Here is an 18,669-nt window from a genome sequence, read left to right as displayed (position 1 = left end):
TATAGCGCGATTACGCCATCGGCAAGGCTTCGATCACCACGAAGGCGAGTGCGTAGGGGTGCTCGTCCGACAGCGTCAGGTGAATGCGCGCCTCATGCCCCGGAGGCGTCAGCCGGGCCAGATGCGCCACCGCCGGGCCGGTCAAAGCCAGCGTCGGCTGCCCGCTAGGCAGGTTCACCACACCCATGTCCTTCCAGTAGACATCGCGCCGCATGCCGGTGCCCAGCGCCTTGGCGCAGGCCTCCTTGGCCGCGAATCGCTTGGCGTAGCTCCAAGCGGCGTCAGGCTTGCGGTCGGACCGACGCTGTTCCAGCTCGGTGAAGCAACGGCGCTTGAAGCGGTCGCCGAACCGATCGAGCGACGCCTGGATGCGCCGGATGTCCGTCAGATCGGCGCCGACGCCGATGATCACGCGGCGGTCTCCAGCCCGCGCGCCTCGTCCATCAGCTCGCGCATCCGCCCGATCGCCGGACCCAGTCCCACGAAGATGGCCTCCCCGATTAGGAAATGGCCGATGTTCAGCTCCATGATCTGGGGGATCGCAGCGACGGCGGCGACGGTGTCGTAGTCGATGCCGTGCCCCGCGTGGACTTCCAGACCAAGGGCGTGGGCATGGGCCGCCCCGGCGGACAGGGCGGCCAGTTCGGTGGCGGCATCGTCGTCACGCCCCTCGCGGACGGCGTCGCAGTAGGCCCCGGTGTGCAGTTCGACGACCGCCGCGCCGGTCCGGTGCGCCGCCTCGATCTGGGCCGGATCGGCCCCGATGAAGAGCGACACCCGCGCGCCCGCCTCGTTCAGCTTGCCGACGAAGGGGGTGATCCAGTTGTGCCCCCCGACCACGTCCAGCCCGCCCTCGGTCGTCCGCTCCTCGCGCTTCTCGGGCACCAGGCAGACGGCGTGGGGCCGGTAGTGCAGGGCGATGGCCAACATCTCATGCGTCACGGCCATCTCCAGGTTCAGCGGTCGCGCCTGCTCGCGCAGCACGGCCGACAGGTGGTCGATGTCGGCGTCCGAGATGTGCCGACGATCCTCGCGCAGGTGCGCCGTGATGCCGTCGGCCCGTGCGGCCAGGGCCTCGCGCGCGGCCCGGACGGGGTCCGGGGCCGCCCCGCCTCGCGCGTTCCGCACCGTGGCGACATGGTCGATATTGACTCCCAGGCGGACGCGGGTCGGGGTCACTTCGCCAGCCTCCGGCTGCCCGGATCCTCGACCGGCAGGGCCGCCAGTTCCGGCGGCAGGGCGTCGGCCGGATAAGCCGGCACGTCCAGCGTCGCCAGCGCCACCAACGGCACGCCCACGTCGGCCCGGCCGCCCGAGCGATCGACGATGCACGCCGCCGCGACGACCTCGCCGCCCGCCGCCTGGATCGCCGCGATGCACTCGCGGCTGGACAGACCCGTCGTTACGATGTCCTCGACCATGACGACCCGCTGTCCGGGCTCGACATGGAAGCCGCGGCGCAGCTTGAAGGCCCCGCCCTCGCGCTCGACGTACATGGACGGCACGCCCAGATGCCGGGCGGTCTCGTAGCCGGGGATGATGCCGCCCACGGCGGGGGAAATGGCCACATCCACCGACCCGACCGCGGCCGTGATCTTCTCCGCCAGCGCCTTGCACAGCCGCTCGCAGCGGGCCGCGTCCATGAAGACCAGGTTCTTCTGCAGGAAGACCGGGCTGTGCAGGCCCGAGGACAGCACGAAATGCCCCTCGCGGAGGGCCCCGGCGGAGCGGAATTCGTCGAGCACATCGTCGGAGGTCATGAGCGTGGTCTTAGGACCAACCGGTCGACGGGTGAAGCGTCAGCGTGACAGGCGACCGTCGCATTCCGTCACACCCTCGGCGATCCCGAGATCGGCATAGAGCCGCCGCGCCTCCGTCCAGTCCAGCACCGCCTCCCCCGAACGCTCGAGGTCGTCCAGCGCCAGAGCCTTGAGCCTCAAGGCATTGGCGAGGTCGAGGCCGCGATCCGGCAGGTTCGCATAGATCGCGACAGCCTCGGTCGCGTCGGCCAGCGCCTGGACGGTGCGCCCCTCCAGGCGGGCGCGGTCCGAGGCGTGGCGCAGGTCATAGGCACGTTGCAGGTCGTCCATGCCGTGTCCTTCGCTCGGTCAGTATTCGCGACTTTCTGCCTGCCGCTCTTCCAGATGGCCGTCCTTCAGGGCGAAGACGCGGTCCATGTGACCGGCCAGCTCCATGTTGTGGGTGGCGATCAGGGCGGCGACGCCGGTCTCCTTGACCAGGGTCTGCAGGGTCTCGAACACCGACTGGCTGGTGGCGGGATCGAGGTTGCCGGTCGGTTCGTCGGCCAGCAGCAGGCGCGGGCCATTGGCCAGGGAGCGCGCCAGGGCGACGCGTTGCTGTTCCCCGCCGGACATCTGCGCTGGCTGGTGGCGTGTGCGTTCGGCCAGACCCAGCGAAGCCAGCGCCGCCTCCGCCCGCGCCTGGGCCTGATCGAGCGGCCAGCCCGCGATGCGCATCGGCAGGGCGACGTTATCGCGCGCGTCGAACTCCGGCAGCAGGTGGTGGAACTGGTAGACGAATCCCACGCGGCTCAGCCGGATGCGGGTGCGGGCCCGCTCGTCCAGCGCGCCCACGTCCTCGCCGTCGATGCGAACCTCGCCCGACGTCGGCCGCTCGAGCAGACCGGCTGCATGCAGCAGCGACGACTTGCCCGAGCCCGACGGCCCGATCAGCCCGACCAGCTCCCCCGGAAAGATGTCCAGATCGACGCCCTTCAGCACCGTCAGCCCCCCTTGGGCCGTCTGATAGGTGCGGGTCACGCCCCGCAGAGAAAGAACCGGATCACTCAAAGCGCAGGGCCTCCACCGGATCGATGCGGCTCGCGTTCCACGAGGGCGGCAGGCTGGCCACGCAGCTCATCAAGAGCGACCACACCGCCACCCAGAACACATCGACCGGATCGACCAGGGCCGGGATCGCGTCGAGCATGTAGACGTCGGCGTTGAACAGCTGAACGCCCGTGATCGCCTCCAGGAAATGCTGGATCGGGCCGATGTTCAGGCAGAACAGCAGGCCGAGCGTCAGGCCCGCCAGCGTTCCGGCGACCCCGATCGTCGCCCCGGCCATGAAGAAGACCCGCAGGATCGACGACGGGCTAGCCCCGATGGTGCGCAGGATGGCGATGTCGCGGCCCTTGTTCTTCACCAGCATGACGATGCCGGAGATGATGTTCATCGCCGCGATGGCGACGACCAGGCCCAGGATGATCGACATGGCCACCCGCTCGACCTTCAGCGCGCCCCAGAAGGCGGCGAGGCGATCGCGCCAGTCCTGCACGAAGGCCCCCGGCCCGGCGGCGGTCGACACGGGCTCCAGATAGTCGGCCACCCGATCCGGATCGGCGACCTTCAGCTCGATGACGTCCCAGACGCCCTCCTTGCCGAAGAACAGCTGGGCCTGCTCCAGCGGCATGAAGATGAAGGCCCGGTCGTAGTCCGCCGTGCCCGACGAATAGGTCCCGCCGATGACATAGGTCTTTTCCAGCCCGCCGAGGTTGCCGAAGGCGCTGTCCGCCCCGGTCGGCGAATACAGGGTGATCGGATCACCGACCCGCACACCCAGCGCATCGGCCAGAGCCTGGCCGATCAGCACGTTCTCGCCGCCATAGGCGCCCCGGCCGAAGCTGGCGCGCGCCTGATCCGACAGACTGGACGAGACATACTGCATCGAGTCCAGATCCTGCGGACGCAGGCCCCGCACGAAGGCTCCGGTCGTCTGCCCCGCCGCCCGCACCAGCGCCTGGTTCTCGGTCAGCGGGCTGACGCTCTCGACGCCCGGCACCGCCGCGATCCGCTCCAGCACCGCGTCGCGATCCGGCGCCTGCAGCACCTGCCCCTGGACGTACATATGGCCGTTGAAGCTCAGCATCCGGCCCAACAGTTCGGAGCGGAAACCGGCCATGATGCTCATGACGCTGATCAGCACCGCGACCGCCAGCATGATGCCGACGAAGCTGATGATGGCGATGGTCGCCACCCCGCCTTCCTTTCGCTTGGCGCGCAGGTAGCGGAGCGCCAGCCCGATCTCCCAGGCGGAGAACGGACCGGCGGGCTTCACCGGCGCGCCGACGGGGGTCGCGGTCAACCGATGCGCTCCATCGCCTGATCGAGCGGCAGGGTGATCTTCTCGCCAGTTGCCCGGCGCTTAAGCTCGACCACGCCCTCGGCCACACCCTTGGGCCCGATCGTCAGCTGCCACGGCACGCCGATCAGATCGGCGGTGGCGAACTTGCCGCCCGGTCGCTCATCGGCGTCATCGTAGAGGACCATCTTGCCGGTCGTCTCCAGGGCCTCGACCGCCGCCTCGCAGGCCTGGCAGACGTCGGGGTCGTTGGCGCGCAGGTTGATGACGACGACGTCGAAAGGGGCGACCGCGTCAGGCCAGATGATGCCCGCCTCGTCATGGCTGGCCTCGATGATGGCCCCCAGCAACCGCGACACGCCGACGCCATAGCTGCCCATGTGGACGTCGGTGTCCTGCCCGTCCGGCCCGGCCACGCGCGCCTTCATCGGGGCCGAGTACTTGGTCCCGAAATAGAAGATGTGCCCCACCTCGATGCCCCGCGCGGTCAGGCGGTCAGCTTCCGCCGTCTGCGCTTCGAAGGCGGCGGCATCGTGCATCTCCTCGGTCGCGGCATACAGCGATGTCCGACCATCGACGATCGGCTGCAGATCGTTCCAGTCCACGTCGCCGCCCGGCGCCGGCATCTCGACAAGCTTGCGATCGCAGAACACCTGGCTCTCGCCGGTGTCGGCCAGGACGATGAACTCATGGCTCAGGTCGCCACCGATCGGTCCGGTGTCGGCCCGCATCGGCACGGCCTTCAGCCCCATGCGGGCGAAGGTGTTCAGATAGGCCACGAACATGCGGTTATAGGCGCGCCGCGCCGACGCCTCATCCAGATCGAAGGAATAGGCGTCCTTCATCAGGAACTCGCGCCCGCGCATGACGCCGAAGCGCGGCCGGCGCTCGTCGCGAAACTTCCACTGGATGTGGAAGAGGTTCAGCGGCAGCGCCTTGTAGCTCTTCACATAGGCCCGGAAGATGTCGGTGATCATCTCCTCGTTGGTGGGGCCATACAGCAGCTCACGCTCGTGCCGGTCGGTGATGCGCAGCATCTCCGGCCCATAGGCGTCGTAGCGTCCCGATTCCCGCCACAGGTCGGCCAGCTGCAGCGTCGGCATCAGCAGCTCGACCGCCCCCGCCCGCTCCTGCTCCTCGCGCACGATCTGCTCGATCCGCTTCAGCACCCGCAGACCCAGCGGCAGCCAGGCGTAGATCCCGGCCGCCTCCTGCCGGATCAGTCCGGCGCGGAGCATCAGCTGATGAGACACGATCTGGGCGTCGGACGGCGCCTCTTTCAGGGTCGGCAGGAAGTAGCGCGACAGGCGCATCGGTCGGTCCTTGTTCGGGGGCCTTCCGTCTAGCCCGTGGCCTTCAACCTTGGCAACGCGAAGGCGACGCGATTGACCAGCAATCGACAGTGTGCTTTGTTTGGTAAAGTGCTTTCTCGGAGACGATCCATGCGCCTCGTCCTTCTTGCCCTCGCCGCCACCATCATTGTTCCCCCCACCGCCTCGGCCCAGTCCGGCGCGGTCGAGGTGCGGTTCACCGGAGCCCGACCCGGCGGACCTGTGCTGGTCCAGCTCAGCACCGAAGGCGAGTTCATGCGCGCCTCCCGCTTCCAGGCCAGCATCACGCCGAACGCGGACGGCACAGCGGTGGCGCGCTTCACAGGCGTTCCGCCGGGCCGCTACGCCGTCTCGGCCTATCAGGACGTCAACCGCGACGGACGCCTGACCTTCGGCGGCATGATGGGCGCCCCCGTCGAGCCCTGGGGCTACAGCCGGGGTGCGCGCGGCGTCATGGGCCCGCCTCGCTTTGAGGACGCGGTGATGCGCGTCGGCGCGAGCGGCGGCGTCATCCGCGTCACCCTCGGCCGCTGAGACGGAGCCTCCGATCATGAACCTCGATCTCGTCCCGCTGGGCTGGTTTCACAGCGTCGCCTGCCTGATCGCGCTCGCCGCCGGCGCCTATGGCTTCACCACGAGCAAGGGCTCGGCGCGCCACATCCCGACCGGCCGCGTCTACATGGTGTCCATGATCGCCCTGAACCTGTCGGCGCTTGGCGTCTACAGACTGGGCGTGTTCTTCTTTCCGCATCTCCTGGCGATCGTGACGCTCATCGTCATCGCCATCGGCTGGGCGACGGCGCGCACCCACTGGCCCCGCCCCTTGTGGAAGCACATCCACCTCTCGGCCATGATCACCAGCTACTATCTGCTGATCGGCGGCGGGGTGAACGAGGTCTTCCTGCGCATCCACGCCATGCGCGACATCCTGAACGAACAGGGTCCGCAGCTGCTAGGCCAGGCCCACGGCGCGGTCATGCTGGTGTTCCTGATCCTGCTCTTGGCTTGGAACGCGGTCGAGATTGCACGGACGCTGTCGCGTCGCAGGCGCCTACTGACTCCGGCCTGAAGTCGATCAGTCCAGCGGCGAGGGGCCGGAACACTTAGTCATGGGTTCAGTCTCGAACTGATCATTGCTGTCGGCCGACACGCTGCTGATCTGATCCAACTGGCCGTTGGTCAACTGGAAGGTATCGGTCACCGTAGCGCCCTCATCACTGAACGTGACGACAAGTCGACCGTCGTCGGAGACCGTCACCGCCGTCAGGGGCGCAGCGACCTCCGCATAGAAGTGCCGGATATCCCTGACGCCGATCCGGACTGACGGTTCGTTGCAGCCGTCGCTGGTCCAGGTCCCGACGAAGGCCGCAGGCACCTCGGCGACGGCGGGGGCGGTGGCCGGGGCGTTCTCGGCCTTCACCGTTGGATCGGCCTCGTCCGAAGCCGAATTGCAGGCCGCTATCAGCAGCGCCAGGGCGCACCCCACGTTCCGCGCACCAAGTTTCATCTCGACCGCTCCCTCTCGGTGCAAAACATCGCACCTTCCCGTAGTGACGGTATGCGAAACAACCGCGCAGGAGCAATCTGGGCTACGGAACTGGCGGGGCGAGGTCCGGCAGGGGCATCCAGCCAATGAAGACCAGAAACATCACGAACGCCCACACGATCAGGGCTACCCACGTCGTGGTGATGAACTTCTTCTTCAGGTTCGGAGTCTCGGGCGCGCCCCACTGGCGGCCGTCGGTCGGCGGTTCGTGAGTTTCGGACGATGTGCCGAGCGGCAGGACGGCGAACAGCACCACCCACCAGACGACGATGTAGATCGCCAGCATGGTCACGGGACCGATGGGCATGTCAGTGCGCCTCCTGCGGGGCTTCCATCAGCTCGATCAGCACCCCGCCCATGTCCTTCGGATGCAGGAACAGGATGGGCGTCCCGTGCGCCCCTATGCGAGGCTCGCCCGTCCCCAGGATCGTGGCACCATTGGCGCGCAGGGCATCGCGCGCGGCGAGGATGTCCTCGACCTCGAAGCAGACGTGATGCTGGCCGCCCTTGGGGTTGTTGGCCAGAAAGCCGCGGATGGGGCTGTCCTCGCCCAGCGGCTCGATCAGCTCGATCTGGCTGTTGGGCAGGTCGATGAAGCAGACCCGCACGCCCTGCGCCGGCAGATCGAACGGCTCATGCGCCGCGGTCGCGCCCAGCAGCTCGGCGTACAGCCGTACGCTGTCAGCGATGGAGGGCGTGGCGACGCCGACGTGGTTCAAGCGACCGATCATGCGGGAGGCTATGGCGTCTCGTCCGCGCCGGGGCAAGCCGCGCCCATCCCCGGAGCCCTCAGCGCCAGCAGGGCGGATCGTCGCGTCTCCCGGCTGATCAGCCCCGCCTCCTCCAGGATGCAACCGACGACGGTATTGGAGTTAGGGGCCAGCAGGCCATAGGGCTGGTCCAGCGCCTCCAGCCGATCCCGCGCTTCAGTCAGCCGCGACAGCGCCCCGGCAACGACCGCCGGATCGTCGCTGACGATGGTCATCTCGTGCAACGCCTCGCCCGAGCTCGGGAAATCGTAGGCGGCATCATTGTAGGGCGTGACCCGCGCCGACAGGCGGTTGGGGCTGTCGGTGTCACCCGGAAACTTGCCCTCCTGACTGGCGGAAAAGGCCCAGGCCGGGCCGGTTTCGGGCACCACCAGGATGTAGGCGTGGCGCGGGAACAGGACGTAGTGCGCCAGCCACTTGGTCACCCAGACCAGCGGCGGCTTGTCCGGCCCCAGGGCATGGGCCCCGACATAGACTCCGGCGGGCAGGACGGCGGCATCGACCCGCCCGTTCACCGCCTCCATGCGATCGACCATGATCTGGTCGAGCAGAAAGGTTCCGCCCCGCGCCGCCGCCAGGAAATGCGCCTTGATCTCGGCCGCGCTCGGATCGTCGCCCAGGTCGCGGCCGTGGATGGCGTCGAAGGCTTCCTCCGACGTCGGCTGGCCGTCGGGCGTCGAGTACCACAACACGCCCAGCTCATGCGCCGTGCGCCTCAGCGGGTCCTCGCCCCGAAAGGTCGACAGGCTGAGCGTCAGATTGGCCAGGGCGAATAGCAGGACGAAGCCAACCGTCCCCTCGCCAACGATGACCGCCCACTTGCGCCAGCCGGTCCACGGATGCCGCGCATGCCGGATGCGCTCCAGCACCCGCCCCGTCCGCGCGCGGAGCCTATCCGGAACCGAACGCGCCCAGTCCGGCGTCACCTCACAGCCTCAGGATCACCGTCTCGACGATGGGTCGGCGGTCCCAGATGCGCTGGCTGGTCTTCTTCAGGGCGCGGGCCACGGCCTGTTCGATGACCGCCTCGTCCTCCAGCGCCTCGCCCTTCAGCGCCAGCACCGCCTGCTCGGCGCGTTCGGCCAGTTCGTCCAGGGCCTCGCCCAGCGGCGTAACCTCGTCGCCCGGCAGGCCGATGCCGCGCACGTCGATGTCCGAGACGATCTTGCCACGCTTGTCCATGGCGAAGCTGACGACCAGCACCCCGTTCGTCGAGGCGTGCCGACGTTCGCGCAGGGCCTCGCCGGCCTCGGTCACGACCATGCCGCCGTCGACGTACAGACGCCCGCTCGGCACCTCGTCGATGATGGCGGCGGGTCCGGGGGCCAGACGCACCAGATCGCCGTTCCGGGGCGTCACCGTCTCCGGCGTGCCCAGTTCGCGGGCCAGAGCGGCGTGTTCCATCAAATGGCGGCGCATGCCGTGGGTCGGCACCGAGATGCGCGGCCGGGCCCAGGCGTACATCTGGCGCATCTCGTCCCGGCACGGGTGACCCGAGACGTGGATGCCCGGGTGATCCTTCTCGGTGTAGAGCCGCACGCCCCGGTCGGCGAGCCGATCCTGGAGGTCGGCGATGGCCAGCTCATTGCCGGGAATGACCCGCGACGAGAAGATGCAGTGGTCGCCCAGCCCCAGCTTGATGAAGGGGTGCGTCCCATTGGCGATCCGCGACAGGGCCGCCCGGTCTTCGCCTTGGCTGCCGGTGCACAGATACAGGATCTCGTCGGCGGGCCAGTGCCGTGCCTCATCCTCCGACAGGATCGCCTTCGATTCGTTGAACAGGCCGACGTGCTTGGCCGCCGCCGTGATCCGGTGCATCGAGCGACCCGCCAGCGCCACGCGCCGCCCGGCCTTCTCCGCAGCCTTCATCACGCTGACCATGCGGGCCACGTTGGATGCGAAGCAGCCGACCGCGATCCGCCCGGTCTTGAGGCTGCCGATCAGTTCGATCAGGCCCGCCTGGGCCTCCGTCTCCGACCCGGCCTCGCCCTCGACGAAGACGTTGGTCGAGTCGCACACCATGGCCAGAAGGCCCTCGTCGCCCATCTTCTGGATGGCGGCGATGTCGGTCGGCTTGCCGATGACGGGGTTGGGATCCAGCTTCCAGTCGCCGGTGTGGAAGACTGTGCCCAGCGGCGTCGTGATCTTCAGCCCGTTTGGCTCGGCGATCGAATGGGTCATGGTGATGAAGTCGACCGAGAACGGCCCCAGATCAACGTGGCCGCCCATCGGCACCTCGTGGATCTTCACGTCCTGCAGGCCGCGATCGCGCAGCTTCTCGCGAATCAGGAAGGCGGTGAACGGCGTGGCGTACATCGGCGCCTTCAGCCGGTCCCACAGCCACGGCAGGGCCCCGATGTGGTCCTCGTGCGCGTGGGTCAAGACGATGCCCTTGATCGTCTCCCCGGCCAGGAAGCTGGGGTCCGGGACGATGATGTCCACGCCGGGCGTGGTGGAATCGCCGAACGTCACGCCGACGTCGACCAGCATCCACTGCCGGTCGCTCTCGGGACCATAGCCGTAGCAGTTCAGGTTCATCCCGACCTCGCCCGAGCCGCCCAGCGGCAGGAAGACGAGTTCGTCGTTCGCTTTTGTCTTTGTCATGCGTCCTTGAGATGGGTGTTCCGCCGCCAGATTTCGAGCAGGCCGCGGATGGTCAGGTCCGGATCGAACCGGTCGATGCTGTCAGTGGCCCCCTCGAACAGGCTGGCCACGCCGCCGGTGCCCACGACCGTCATCGGTCGTCCCCACTCGGCCTTGATGCGCTCGACCATGCCCTCGATCAGACCGATGTAGCCCCAGAACACGCCGGACTGCATGTTGGACACGGTGTCCTTGCCGATCACGCGCTCGGGCCGCTGGATGGCGATGCGGGGCAGCATGGCCGCCGCCTCATGCAGGGCCTGGAGGCTGAGGTTGATGCCGGGCGCGATCGCCCCGCCCTCGAACGCCCCGTCCGCCGCCACGATGTCAAACGTCGTCGCGGTGCCGCTGTCGATCACGATCAGGTCCCCCGGATAGGCCAGATGCGCCCCGATGGCGTTGACCAGCCGGTCCGCGCCCGCCTCGCTCGGCTTGGCGATGCGGACGGGAATACCGAGCTCGACATTGTCCCCGATCACCAGCGGCTCGACCGACAGATAGCGCCGCGCCAGGTTCCGCAGGTTGAAGATCGACTGCGGAACCACGCTGGAGATGATGCAGCCCGTCAGGCTGGTCAGCGCAATCGACCGCATGGCCAGCAGCTGCGTCAGCCAGACCGCATATTCGTCGGCCGTTCGGCTGGCCTCGGTCGCCGTGCGCCACTGGGCGATCCAGCTCTGGCCGTCATGGACCGCAAACAGCGTGTTGGTGTTGCCCTGTTCGATCGCCAGCAGCATCAGGCCGCCTCTCCAAAGAAGACATCGCCCGCCGAGATCAGCCGCAACGAGCCGTCGGCCGTCCTTAGCCGCAGCGACCCATCCGGCGCGACGCCCTCGGCCACGCCGCTGACCGTTTCATGGCCCAGCCGCGCCACACACGGACCGTCCAGCCCTTTGGTCCGCGCCGTCCAGGCGTCGAGCACCGGCTGGAAGCCCAGCGTCTCCCACCGCCCCCGCCAAGCCTCAAAGGCTTCCGCCAGCACGCCGGCCGCCGCCTCGACGCTCGGCGGATAGGCGACATCGCTCCTCAGGTGGTGCACCAGACTGCTCGCCGGTCGCTCGGTCCCTTCCGGCGCATGGGCCAGGTTGACCCCCATCCCGACTGCCAGCCAAAGGCCGCCCGCCGGATGGGCGCCGGACTCGACCAGGATGCCCGCCGCCTTCTCGCCCGCCAGCAGGACGTCGTTGGGCCATTTGATGCTGACCGTGCCCGGCGCGGCGAAGGCCTCCAGCAGCTCGGCGACCGCCAGCGCCGCCACGAACGTCACCTGCGCCGCCTCGGCGGGTGATTTGTGGGTGATGTGAGCCAGCGTAGCGAACAGATTTCCCGTTTCGCTCTCCCAGCTTCGCCCTCGCCGTCCGCGACCAGCCGTCTGACGACGCGCGACGATCCAGGCGGAGGCGACCTCTCCGGCCTCGGCCCTGCGGCGCGCCTCGGCGTTGGTGGAATCGAGTTCGTCGAAAACCTGGACGGGCGGGATCACCGCCCTACCCCGCCCCGAAACCCGAGGCGGCGATCCGGGTCGCGGGCTCCAGCCAGGTCAGGCCGACGATGACCAGCGGGAAGGCGAAGGCGGCGCAGGCCCAGCCGATCCACTGGCTCTCGACCGGGGCCTTGTCGGTCCTGGCCACGCCGTCTGGCGCCGCGTCGAACCACATCAGCTTGATGATCCGCAGATAGTAGAAGGCCGCCACGACCGAGGCCACCAGACCCGCCGCCGCCACCATCCAGTAGCCGGCCGAGGCCGCGGCACCGAAGACGTAGTACTTGCCCCAGAAGCCCGACAGCGGCGGCATGCCCAAGACCGACAGCGACAGCACGGTGATGGCGATGGCCGTCACCGGCCGGTCGTTCTTCAGCCCCGCCAGATCGGCGATGGTCCGGATCGGACGCCCGTTCCGGCTCAGCGACAGCAGGATGGCGAAGAAGCCCATGGTGTCGATCATGTACAGCGTCATGAAGACGATCATGGCCTGCAGCCCGGCCTCGGTGCCCGCCGCGATGCCGAGGATGGCGTAGCCGATGTTGGCGATCGACGAATAGGCCAGCAGACGCTGGATGTCCTTCTGCGCCAGACCGCCCCAGGCCCCGACGACGAAGCTGGCCAGCGAGATCAGGATCAGCACCTGCGCCCACTGGGCATGCGCCTCCATGAACCCTTCCGACAGGGCCCGGGCGAACAAAATCATCGCTGCAAGCTTGGGCGCGGTGGTGAAGAAGGCCACGACCGGCGTCGGCGCGCCTTCGTAGACGTCCGGCGTCCACATGTGGAACGGCGCGGCCGAGACCTTGAACGCCAGGCCGCAGATCAGGAACACCAGGCCGAACACAAGGCCCACGCCCGGGTTGGCCGTGGCATAGGCCGCGATCTCGTCGAACCGCATCGAGCCGGTGAAGCCGTAGATCAGGCTGGCCCCATACAGCAGCAGGCCCGACGACAGCGCCCCCAGCACGAAATACTTGAGCCCGGCCTCCGACGCCTTCAGGTCGTCGCGGTGATAGGCGGCCAGCACATACAGCGCCAGCGAGTGCAGCTCGACGCCGACGTAGAGCGAGATCAGGTCGCCCGACGACACCATCATGCCCATGCCGACGGCGGCCAGCACGATCAGGACCGGGTATTCGAACCGCGCGATCCGCTCGCGCTGCATCCATCCGCCGCCCAGCACCACGGCCACGGCCGAGGCGATGTAGATTGCAACCTTGCCGTAGATGGCCAGGGGATCGGCGACGTAGGCGCCGTTGAAGGCGACGCCCAGCGGGCCGGTGGCCGCGACGGCCGAGGCGGCGACCAAAAGGGCCACGGACAGGACCGACACCAGTCGTGCGGACTTCTCGCCGACGAAGGCACCGACCATGAGCAGCACGAGGCCGCCGAGCGCCAGCACGCCCTCCGAGGCCGCGATGTTCAGGTCCTTGAGCAGGTCAGGGGTCATTCGTCTCTCACCCGCCGGTCGCGAGGCGCCAGCCGCCGACGACGGCGTCGACGGAGGCGGCGGTGTAGTCCAGCACCAGGCCAGGCTGCACGCCTAGCCAGATGGTGCCGATGATAAGCGGAACGAAGATCGCCAGCTCGCGCAGGTCGATGTCCTTGATGGTCGCCAGCGCCGGATTGGTGATCTCGCCGAACATGACGTTGCGATACAGCGTCAGGGCATAGACCGCCGACAGGATCACGCCCGTCGCCGCCACGAACGCCGCCCAGGTCGAGGCCTCATAGACCCCCGTCATGGTCAGGATCTCGCCGATGAAGCCACTGGTGCCCGGCAGGCCGACGTTGGCCATGGTGAACATCAGGAAGATGGCCGCGTACCACGGCATCCGGCTGGTCAGCCCGCCGTAGAAGGCGATCTCGCGGGTGTGCATCCGATCATAGACCACGCCGACGCACAGGAAGAGCGCGCCCGAGATCAGGCCGTGGCTCAGCATCTGGAAGATGGCGCCCTGCATTCCCTGTTCGTTGCCGGCAAAGATGCCCATGGTCACGAAGCCCATGTGCGCGACCGACGAGTAGGCGATCAGCTTCTTGATGTCGGTCTGACGGAAGGCGACCAGCGAGGTGTAGGCGATGGCGATCACCGACAGGGTGAAGACCAGGGGCCGGTACAGCACGGACGCATCCGGGAACATCGGCACATTGAACAGGATGAAGCCGTAACCGCCGAGCTTCAGCAAGATGCCGGCCAGGATGACGGACCCCGCTGTCGGGGCCTGCACGTGGGCGTCCGGCAGCCAGGTGTGCACCGGCCACATCGGCATCTTCACCGCGAACGACGCGAAGAAGGCGAGCCACAGGATCGACTGGGCCCAGCCGCCGAAGACGTAGTCTTTCAGTTCCGGAATGCTGGTCGTGCCCGCCTCATTGGCCATCCAAAGCATGGCCAGCAGCATCAGGACCGAGCCCAGCAGGGTGTAGAGGAAGAATTTGTAGGCCGCGTAGATGCGGTTCGCGCCACCCCACACCCCGATGATGATGAACATCGGAACGAGGGTGCCCTCGAAGAAGATGTAGAACAGGAAGAGGTCCAGCGCTGTGAAGACGCCGATCACCAGCGTCTCCAGCACCAGAAACGCGATCATGTAGTCGACGACGCGGTCCTTGATGGTGGTCCAGCTGGCCGCGATGCAGATCGGCAGCAGGAAGGCGGTCAGCAGCACGAACAGGATCGACACCCCGTCCACGCCCAGGTGGTATTCGGCCCCGGCGAACCAGGCGTAGCGTTCCACGAACTGATAGGCGGCGCTTGACGGATCGAACTGCGCCACCAGCACGCAGGACACTGCCAGCGTGACCAGCGTCGTGCCCAGCGCGACCCAGCGGGCCAGGCCGTCGGCGTTCTTGGTCGTCAGCCGACCGATCAGGATCAGCAGCGCGCCCACCAGAGGCAGGAAGGTGACGACGCTCAGGATATTGGGGATCGCACCCATAACTCAGGCACCCCAGGCGTAGATGGCGAAGGCGAGCAGGCCGGCCACGCCGAGCAGCATCACGAACGCATAGTGATAGACATAGCCGGACTGGATCTTGGCCAGCCGCGCGGCGGACTTCAGCGAGGCCCAGGCGGCGCCGTTCGGCCCCAGGCCGTCGATGATCCGCACGTCCCCGACCTTCCAGAACAGGTCGCCGAGCGCCTTGGCCCCCTTCACGAACAGGAAGTCGTAGATCTCGTCGAAGTACCACTTGTTGGACAGGAAGCTGTTCAGCGGCCCGCCCCGCTCGGCCATGCGCCGGGCCAGGCCCTCTCGCAGGACATAGAAGTAGACGGCGGCGAAGGTGCCGATCGACGACACGACCAGCGGCGCCCACAGCACCCAGGTCGGGACCTCGTGGCTGTCGTGGATGACGTGGTTCTCAGGGCCTGTGAAGATCGCCCCGCGCCAGAACTCGTGCTCGTGGTGGCCGACGAAGAACTCGTAGAAGGCGAAGCCCGAGGCGATCGCCCCGACCGACAGCAGCAGCAGCGGCACCAGCATCACCCACGGGCTCTCGTGCGGCTTCAGCGGGCCATGGTGGCCGTGATCGTCGTGACCGTGGCCGTCATCGTGCAGCGGCTCCGAATGGGTCTCGATCTGCGCGTGCGGCTGCGCATGGTCGTCATGGGCGTGGTCGTGCGCATGCTCCTCCTTCCACGCCGGCTTGTTGTGGAAGGTCATGAACACCAGCCGCCACGAATAGTAGGCCGTCAGGCCTGCGGCGAAGAGGCCGATGAAGAAAACGAACAGGCCGACGGGGCTGTAGTCGGCGGCGGCGAAGGCGCTCTCCAGGATGGAGTCCTTGGAATAGAAGCCCGCGAAGCCGAACTTGAACTCGTGGCCGGGGATGCCGATACCGGTGATGGCGATCGTGCCGATCATCATCACCGCATAGGTGACGGGCAGCAGCTTCCACAGCCCGCCCATCTTCCGCATGTCCTGCTCGTGGTGCATGCCGTGGATCACCGAGCCGGCGCCCAGGAACAGCAGGGCCTTGAAGAAGGCGTGGGTGAACAGGTGGAACATGGCGGCCTGATAGGCCCCGACGCCCGCCGCGAAGAACATGTAGCCCAGCTGCGAACAGGTCGAATAGGCGATGACCCGCTTGATGTCGTTCTGGGCCAGGCCGACCGTCGCGGCGAACAGGGCCGTGATCCCGCCGGTGATGGCGATCAGCATGGCCGCCGTCGGCGCATATTCGTAGATCGGGCTGAGCAGGCAGACCATGTAGACGCCCGCCGTCACCATGGTGGCGGCGTGGATCAGGGCCGAGACCGGCGTCGGGCCCTCCATTGCGTCGGGCAGCCAGGTGTGCAGGAAGAACTGGGCCGACTTGCCCATGGCGCCGATGAACAGCAGCACGCCGGCCAGATCGAGTGCCGACCACTCATAGCCCAGGAACGACCAACCGGTGCCCGCCCGCTCCGCGATCATCGGGAACAGCTCGGCGAACTGGATCGTGCCGAACATCCAGAAGACGGTGATGATGCCCAGAGCGAAGCCGAAGTCGCCGACACGGTTGACCACGAAGGCCTTGATGGCGGCGGCGCTGGCCGTGGGCTTCTTGAACCAGAAACCGATCAGCAGATAGGACGCCAGACCCACCCCTTCCCAGCCAAAGAACAGCTGCATGAAGTCGGCGGCCGTCACCAGCGCCAGCATGGCGAAGGTGAACAGCGACAGATAGGCGAAGAACCGCGGACGGCTGTCGTCCTCGGCCATGTAGCCCCAGGAATACAGGTGAACCAGCGACGACACGGTCGTGACCACCACCAGCATCACCGCGCTCAGCGCATCGATGCGGATCGCCCAGTTCGACTGGAAATCGCCGACATTGATGAAGGGCGCGACCTGGACCGTGAACGGCTCCAGATGGCCCCAGGTCCACTGGCTGAAGACCGTCCAGGCCACGGCGCAGGAGAAGAACAGCAGGCCGGTCGTGACCGCCTGAGAGGGGATGTCGCCGATGCGGCGGCCGAAGAACCCGGCCACGGCCGCGCCGAGCAGAGGGGCGAAGACGCCGAGGGTAACGAGCAGTTCGAGAGACACGATCAGCCCTTCATCACGCTGGCGTCATCAACCGCGATGTCGCCGCGGTTGCGGAAGAAGGTCACCAGGATGGCCAGGCCCACCGCCGCCTCGGCGGCCGCCACCGTCAGGACGAACATGGCCATGATCTGCCCATGGACGTCGTTCAGATAGGCCGAGAAGGCGACGAAGTTGATGTTCACCGCGAGCAGGATCAGCTCGACCGACATCAGGATGATGATGACGTTCTTGCGGTTCACGAAGATGCCGAACACCCCGATGGTGAACAGCATGGCGGCGACCGCCAGATAGTGCTGGAGCGTGACCTCCATCAGCGCAGCTCCTCTGAGGTGACGCCCACGCCGGTCGTCACGCCCTTGATCTCGACCGAGGTGCGGCGGTCGCGGTTGGTCTGGGCGCCCGGGTCCTGACGGCGGACCGACGGCTTCTTGCGCAGCGTCAGGACGATGGCCCCGATCATGGCGATCAGCAGCACGATGCCGGCCGCCTGGAACAGGTAGACGTACTCCGTGTAGAGCACCCGCCCGATCGCCTCGACGTTGGTTCGGTCGGCGCCATAGACGACCGGCGCGGCCGCATCGGCCGCCGCCCCGCCCTGGGCCACCAGGATCGAGATCATCACCATCTCGGCCAGCAGGATGCCCGCCACGATGGCCGCCAGCGGCAGGTAGGAGGCGAAGCCTTCCCTCAGGCGCACGAAGTCCACGTCCAGCATCATGACGACGAACAGGAACAGCACCGCGACCGCGCCGACGTAGACGACCACCAGCAGCATCGCCAGGAACTCGGCGCCCAGCAGCACGAACAGCCCGGCCGAGGAAAAGAAGGCCAGGATCAGCCACAGGACGGAGTGCACGGGGTTCCGCGCCGTCACGACCAGCAGGCCGGCGACCACGGCGACCGCCGACATCACATAGAAGGCTATGCCTTGCAGCATGGGAGGCGCGTGCCCCTTTCCGATTCAGCGCGGCGAAAACGCCGCACCTCTTAGACAGCGACTGCCCCCAACGGAAGCGGCCAAATCACCCGTCGAAAGACGAGTCGAAGCCGACGTCACCGATAGGGCGCGTCGAGCTCCAGGTTCCTGGCGATGACCCGCTCCCAGCGGTCGCCGTTATCCAGCAGTCGCTGCTTGTCGTAGAGCAGCTCCTCGCGGGTCTCGACGGTGAAATCCATGTTCGGACCCTCGACGATGGCGTCAACCGGGCAGGCCTCCTGGCACAGGCCGCAGTAGATGCACTTGACCATGTCGATGTCGTAGCGGGTCGTCCGGCGGCTGCCGTCGGCGCGGGGCTCGGATTCGATCGTGATGGCCTGCGCCGGGCAGATGGCCTCGCACAGCTTGCAGGCGATGCAGCGTTCCTCGCCGTTCGGATAGCGGCGCAGCGCATGCTCGCCCCGGAAGCGTGGCGACTTCGGGTTGCGCTCGAACGGATAGTTCACGGTGGCCTTGGGCCGCGCCATGTACTTCAGCGACAGGCCGACCGCGCCGATCAGATCGATCAGCATGGCCCCCTTCGCGGCCTGGACGATGCGCGTGATCATGACTGGGGGTCTCCCGAACGGCGGCAGTCGCGGTCGTAGCCCTCGCTGTCCTCGTTACGAATGGCGCACAGGCGGCGGCGCTCGGCCTCGCGGCGCGTGATCTCCTCCTGACGCCGCTCCCACTGATAGACCGAAGTGGGATCCGGCTCGTAGGGCGCGGGAAAGGTGCAGGCGGCGGTCGCCAGCGCCGTGAGGCTCAGGATCACGGCCC

23 protein-coding genes are annotated in these 18,669 nt (G+C 67.5%); 2 read left to right on the top strand and 21 right to left on the bottom strand.

Annotated features, from left to right (window positions below):
- Positions 1-10: 10 nt before the first annotated feature.
- From acpS to proS, 7 genes are read right to left on the bottom strand one after another with little or no spacing between them, the layout of a single operon-like run.
- The gene (gene acpS / locus Q333_RS0108240; protein WP_029416271.1) at positions 11-412 is read right to left on the bottom strand and encodes a holo-ACP synthase; all 402 of its coding nucleotides are present in this window, start codon (positions 410-412) and stop codon (positions 11-13) included.
- Complete coding sequence (locus Q333_RS0108235) at positions 409-1,179, bottom strand: pyridoxine 5'-phosphate synthase (RefSeq protein WP_029416270.1); 771 nt, start codon at positions 1,177-1,179, stop codon at positions 409-411. The genes acpS and Q333_RS0108235 overlap by 4 nt, the downstream gene beginning before the upstream one ends.
- Positions 1,176-1,760 (bottom strand): orotate phosphoribosyltransferase, encoded by a 585-nt coding sequence (gene pyrE, locus Q333_RS0108230; protein WP_029416269.1) that lies wholly within the window; start codon positions 1,758-1,760, stop codon positions 1,176-1,178. Before pyrE ends, Q333_RS0108235 begins: the two co-directional genes overlap by 4 nt.
- Positions 1,761-1,799: 39 nt before the next feature.
- A complete protein-coding gene (locus tag Q333_RS0108225; RefSeq protein ID WP_029416268.1) occupies positions 1,800-2,090 on the bottom strand; it encodes a hypothetical protein in 291 nt (96 codons plus the stop codon).
- Between the two features lie 18 nt (positions 2,091-2,108).
- A complete protein-coding gene (locus tag Q333_RS0108220) occupies positions 2,109-2,810 on the bottom strand; it encodes an ABC transporter ATP-binding protein (RefSeq protein WP_029416267.1) in 702 nt (233 codons plus the stop codon).
- Positions 2,803-4,104, bottom strand: a complete 1,302-nt coding sequence (locus tag Q333_RS0108215) for a lipoprotein-releasing ABC transporter permease subunit (protein WP_029416266.1) — start codon at positions 4,102-4,104, stop codon at positions 2,803-2,805. Before Q333_RS0108215 ends, Q333_RS0108220 begins: the two co-directional genes overlap by 8 nt.
- Entirely contained in the window at positions 4,101-5,414 is a 1,314-nt protein-coding gene (proS, locus tag Q333_RS0108210; RefSeq protein ID WP_029416265.1) for a proline--tRNA ligase, read from the bottom strand. The genes Q333_RS0108215 and proS overlap by 4 nt, the downstream gene beginning before the upstream one ends.
- 129 nt (positions 5,415-5,543) lie before the next feature.
- Between proS and Q333_RS0108205 the strand changes: the two genes are divergently transcribed.
- Both Q333_RS0108205 and Q333_RS0108200 read left to right on the top strand, forming a co-directional pair.
- Positions 5,544-5,966: a DUF2141 domain-containing protein gene (locus Q333_RS0108205; protein ID WP_029416264.1), complete on the top strand. Its 423-nt coding sequence runs from the start codon at positions 5,544-5,546 to the stop codon at positions 5,964-5,966.
- A 16-nt stretch (positions 5,967-5,982) separates the two neighbouring features.
- A complete protein-coding gene (locus Q333_RS0108200; RefSeq protein ID WP_029416263.1) occupies positions 5,983-6,501 on the top strand; it encodes a DUF2306 domain-containing protein in 519 nt (172 codons plus the stop codon).
- Between the two features lie 6 nt (positions 6,502-6,507).
- Here Q333_RS0108200 and Q333_RS16445 read toward each other — a convergent pair whose 3' ends face one another.
- The 14 genes from Q333_RS16445 to Q333_RS0108125 all read right to left on the bottom strand — a co-directional run bounded on the left by Q333_RS16445 (position 6,508) and on the right by Q333_RS0108125 (position 18,664).
- Positions 6,508-6,939, bottom strand: a complete 432-nt coding sequence (locus Q333_RS16445) for a hypothetical protein (protein ID WP_035294013.1) — start codon at positions 6,937-6,939, stop codon at positions 6,508-6,510.
- Between the two features lie 82 nt (positions 6,940-7,021).
- Positions 7,022-7,285, bottom strand: a complete 264-nt coding sequence (locus Q333_RS0108185; RefSeq protein ID WP_029416261.1) for a DUF1467 family protein — start codon at positions 7,283-7,285, stop codon at positions 7,022-7,024.
- A 1-nt stretch (position 7,286) separates the two neighbouring features.
- Positions 7,287-7,709, bottom strand: a complete 423-nt coding sequence (gene mce / locus Q333_RS0108180) for a methylmalonyl-CoA epimerase (protein WP_029416260.1) — start codon at positions 7,707-7,709, stop codon at positions 7,287-7,289.
- Positions 7,710-7,717: 8 nt separating this feature from the next.
- Positions 7,718-8,674, bottom strand: coding sequence for a hypothetical protein (locus Q333_RS0108175; RefSeq protein WP_029416259.1), 957 nt, complete (start codon positions 8,672-8,674; stop codon positions 7,718-7,720).
- A gap of 1 nt (position 8,675) precedes the next feature.
- Positions 8,676-10,352 carry a ribonuclease J gene (locus Q333_RS0108170; protein WP_029416258.1) on the bottom strand — a complete coding sequence of 559 codons (1,677 nt, stop codon included), beginning with the start codon at positions 10,350-10,352 and terminating at the stop codon, positions 8,676-8,678.
- On the bottom strand, positions 10,349-11,131 hold the full coding sequence (locus Q333_RS0108165) for a type III pantothenate kinase (protein ID WP_035294011.1): 783 nt from the start codon (positions 11,129-11,131) through the stop codon (positions 10,349-10,351). The genes Q333_RS0108170 and Q333_RS0108165 overlap by 4 nt, the downstream gene beginning before the upstream one ends.
- A complete protein-coding gene (locus tag Q333_RS0108160) occupies positions 11,128-11,874 on the bottom strand; it encodes a biotin--[acetyl-CoA-carboxylase] ligase (RefSeq protein WP_029416256.1) in 747 nt (248 codons plus the stop codon). Before Q333_RS0108160 ends, Q333_RS0108165 begins: the two co-directional genes overlap by 4 nt.
- Positions 11,875-11,878: 4 nt before the next feature.
- Complete coding sequence (gene nuoN / locus Q333_RS0108155) at positions 11,879-13,327, bottom strand: NADH-quinone oxidoreductase subunit NuoN (RefSeq protein ID WP_029416255.1); 1,449 nt, start codon at positions 13,325-13,327, stop codon at positions 11,879-11,881.
- Positions 13,328-13,334: 7 nt separating this feature from the next.
- Positions 13,335-14,819: an NADH-quinone oxidoreductase subunit M gene (locus Q333_RS0108150; RefSeq protein WP_029416254.1), complete on the bottom strand. Its 1,485-nt coding sequence runs from the start codon at positions 14,817-14,819 to the stop codon at positions 13,335-13,337.
- Positions 14,820-14,822: 3 nt separating this feature from the next.
- On the bottom strand, positions 14,823-16,913 hold the full coding sequence (nuoL, locus tag Q333_RS0108145) for an NADH-quinone oxidoreductase subunit L (RefSeq protein WP_029416253.1): 2,091 nt from the start codon (positions 16,911-16,913) through the stop codon (positions 14,823-14,825).
- Between the two features lie 2 nt (positions 16,914-16,915).
- The gene (gene nuoK / locus Q333_RS0108140; RefSeq protein ID WP_029416252.1) at positions 16,916-17,224 is read right to left on the bottom strand and encodes an NADH-quinone oxidoreductase subunit NuoK; all 309 of its coding nucleotides are present in this window, start codon (positions 17,222-17,224) and stop codon (positions 16,916-16,918) included.
- Positions 17,224-17,850: an NADH-quinone oxidoreductase subunit J gene (locus tag Q333_RS0108135; protein ID WP_029416251.1), complete on the bottom strand. Its 627-nt coding sequence runs from the start codon at positions 17,848-17,850 to the stop codon at positions 17,224-17,226. Before Q333_RS0108135 ends, nuoK begins: the two co-directional genes overlap by 1 nt.
- A gap of 116 nt (positions 17,851-17,966) precedes the next feature.
- On the bottom strand, positions 17,967-18,458 hold the full coding sequence (gene nuoI, locus Q333_RS0108130) for an NADH-quinone oxidoreductase subunit NuoI (RefSeq protein WP_029416250.1): 492 nt from the start codon (positions 18,456-18,458) through the stop codon (positions 17,967-17,969).
- Positions 18,455-18,664 carry a hypothetical protein gene (locus tag Q333_RS0108125; protein ID WP_029416249.1) on the bottom strand — a complete coding sequence of 70 codons (210 nt, stop codon included), beginning with the start codon at positions 18,662-18,664 and terminating at the stop codon, positions 18,455-18,457. The genes nuoI and Q333_RS0108125 overlap by 4 nt, the downstream gene beginning before the upstream one ends.
- Positions 18,665-18,669: the final 5 nt, after the last annotated feature.

The sequence above is a fragment of the Brevundimonas bacteroides DSM 4726 genome (assembly GCF_000701445.1).
GTDB classification, from domain to species: Bacteria; Pseudomonadota; Alphaproteobacteria; order Caulobacterales; family Caulobacteraceae; genus Brevundimonas; species Brevundimonas bacteroides.
Note: the sequence above shows the minus strand (reverse complement) of the source record. Positions and strands in the feature narration are given on the sequence as shown.

Coding starts and splice junctions, on each gene's coding strand:
- Q333_RS0108200 (WP_029416263.1), top strand. CDS start 5,983: ATGAACCTCGATCTCGTCCCGCTGGGCTGGTTTCACAGCGTCGCCTGC.
- nuoK (WP_029416252.1), bottom strand. CDS start 17,224: ATGGAGGTCACGCTCCAGCACTATCTGGCGGTCGCCGCCATGCTGTTC.
- Q333_RS0108185 (WP_029416261.1), bottom strand. CDS start 7,285: ATGCCCATCGGTCCCGTGACCATGCTGGCGATCTACATCGTCGTCTGG.
- Q333_RS0108225 (WP_029416268.1), bottom strand. CDS start 2,090: ATGGACGACCTGCAACGTGCCTATGACCTGCGCCACGCCTCGGACCGC.
- mce (WP_029416260.1), bottom strand. CDS start 7,709: ATGATCGGTCGCTTGAACCACGTCGGCGTCGCCACGCCCTCCATCGCT.
- proS (WP_029416265.1), bottom strand. CDS start 5,414: ATGCGCCTGTCGCGCTACTTCCTGCCGACCCTGAAAGAGGCGCCGTCC.
- Q333_RS0108170 (WP_029416258.1), bottom strand. CDS start 10,352: ATGACAAAGACAAAAGCGAACGACGAACTCGTCTTCCTGCCGCTGGGC.
- nuoI (WP_029416250.1), bottom strand. CDS start 18,458: ATGATCACGCGCATCGTCCAGGCCGCGAAGGGGGCCATGCTGATCGAT.
- Q333_RS0108205 (WP_029416264.1), top strand. CDS start 5,544: ATGCGCCTCGTCCTTCTTGCCCTCGCCGCCACCATCATTGTTCCCCCC.
- pyrE (WP_029416269.1), bottom strand. CDS start 1,760: ATGACCTCCGACGATGTGCTCGACGAATTCCGCTCCGCCGGGGCCCTC.
- Q333_RS16445 (WP_035294013.1), bottom strand. CDS start 6,939: ATGAAACTTGGTGCGCGGAACGTGGGGTGCGCCCTGGCGCTGCTGATA.
- Q333_RS0108150 (WP_029416254.1), bottom strand. CDS start 14,819: ATGGGTGCGATCCCCAATATCCTGAGCGTCGTCACCTTCCTGCCTCTG.
- nuoN (WP_029416255.1), bottom strand. CDS start 13,327: ATGACCCCTGACCTGCTCAAGGACCTGAACATCGCGGCCTCGGAGGGC.
- Q333_RS0108135 (WP_029416251.1), bottom strand. CDS start 17,850: ATGCTGCAAGGCATAGCCTTCTATGTGATGTCGGCGGTCGCCGTGGTC.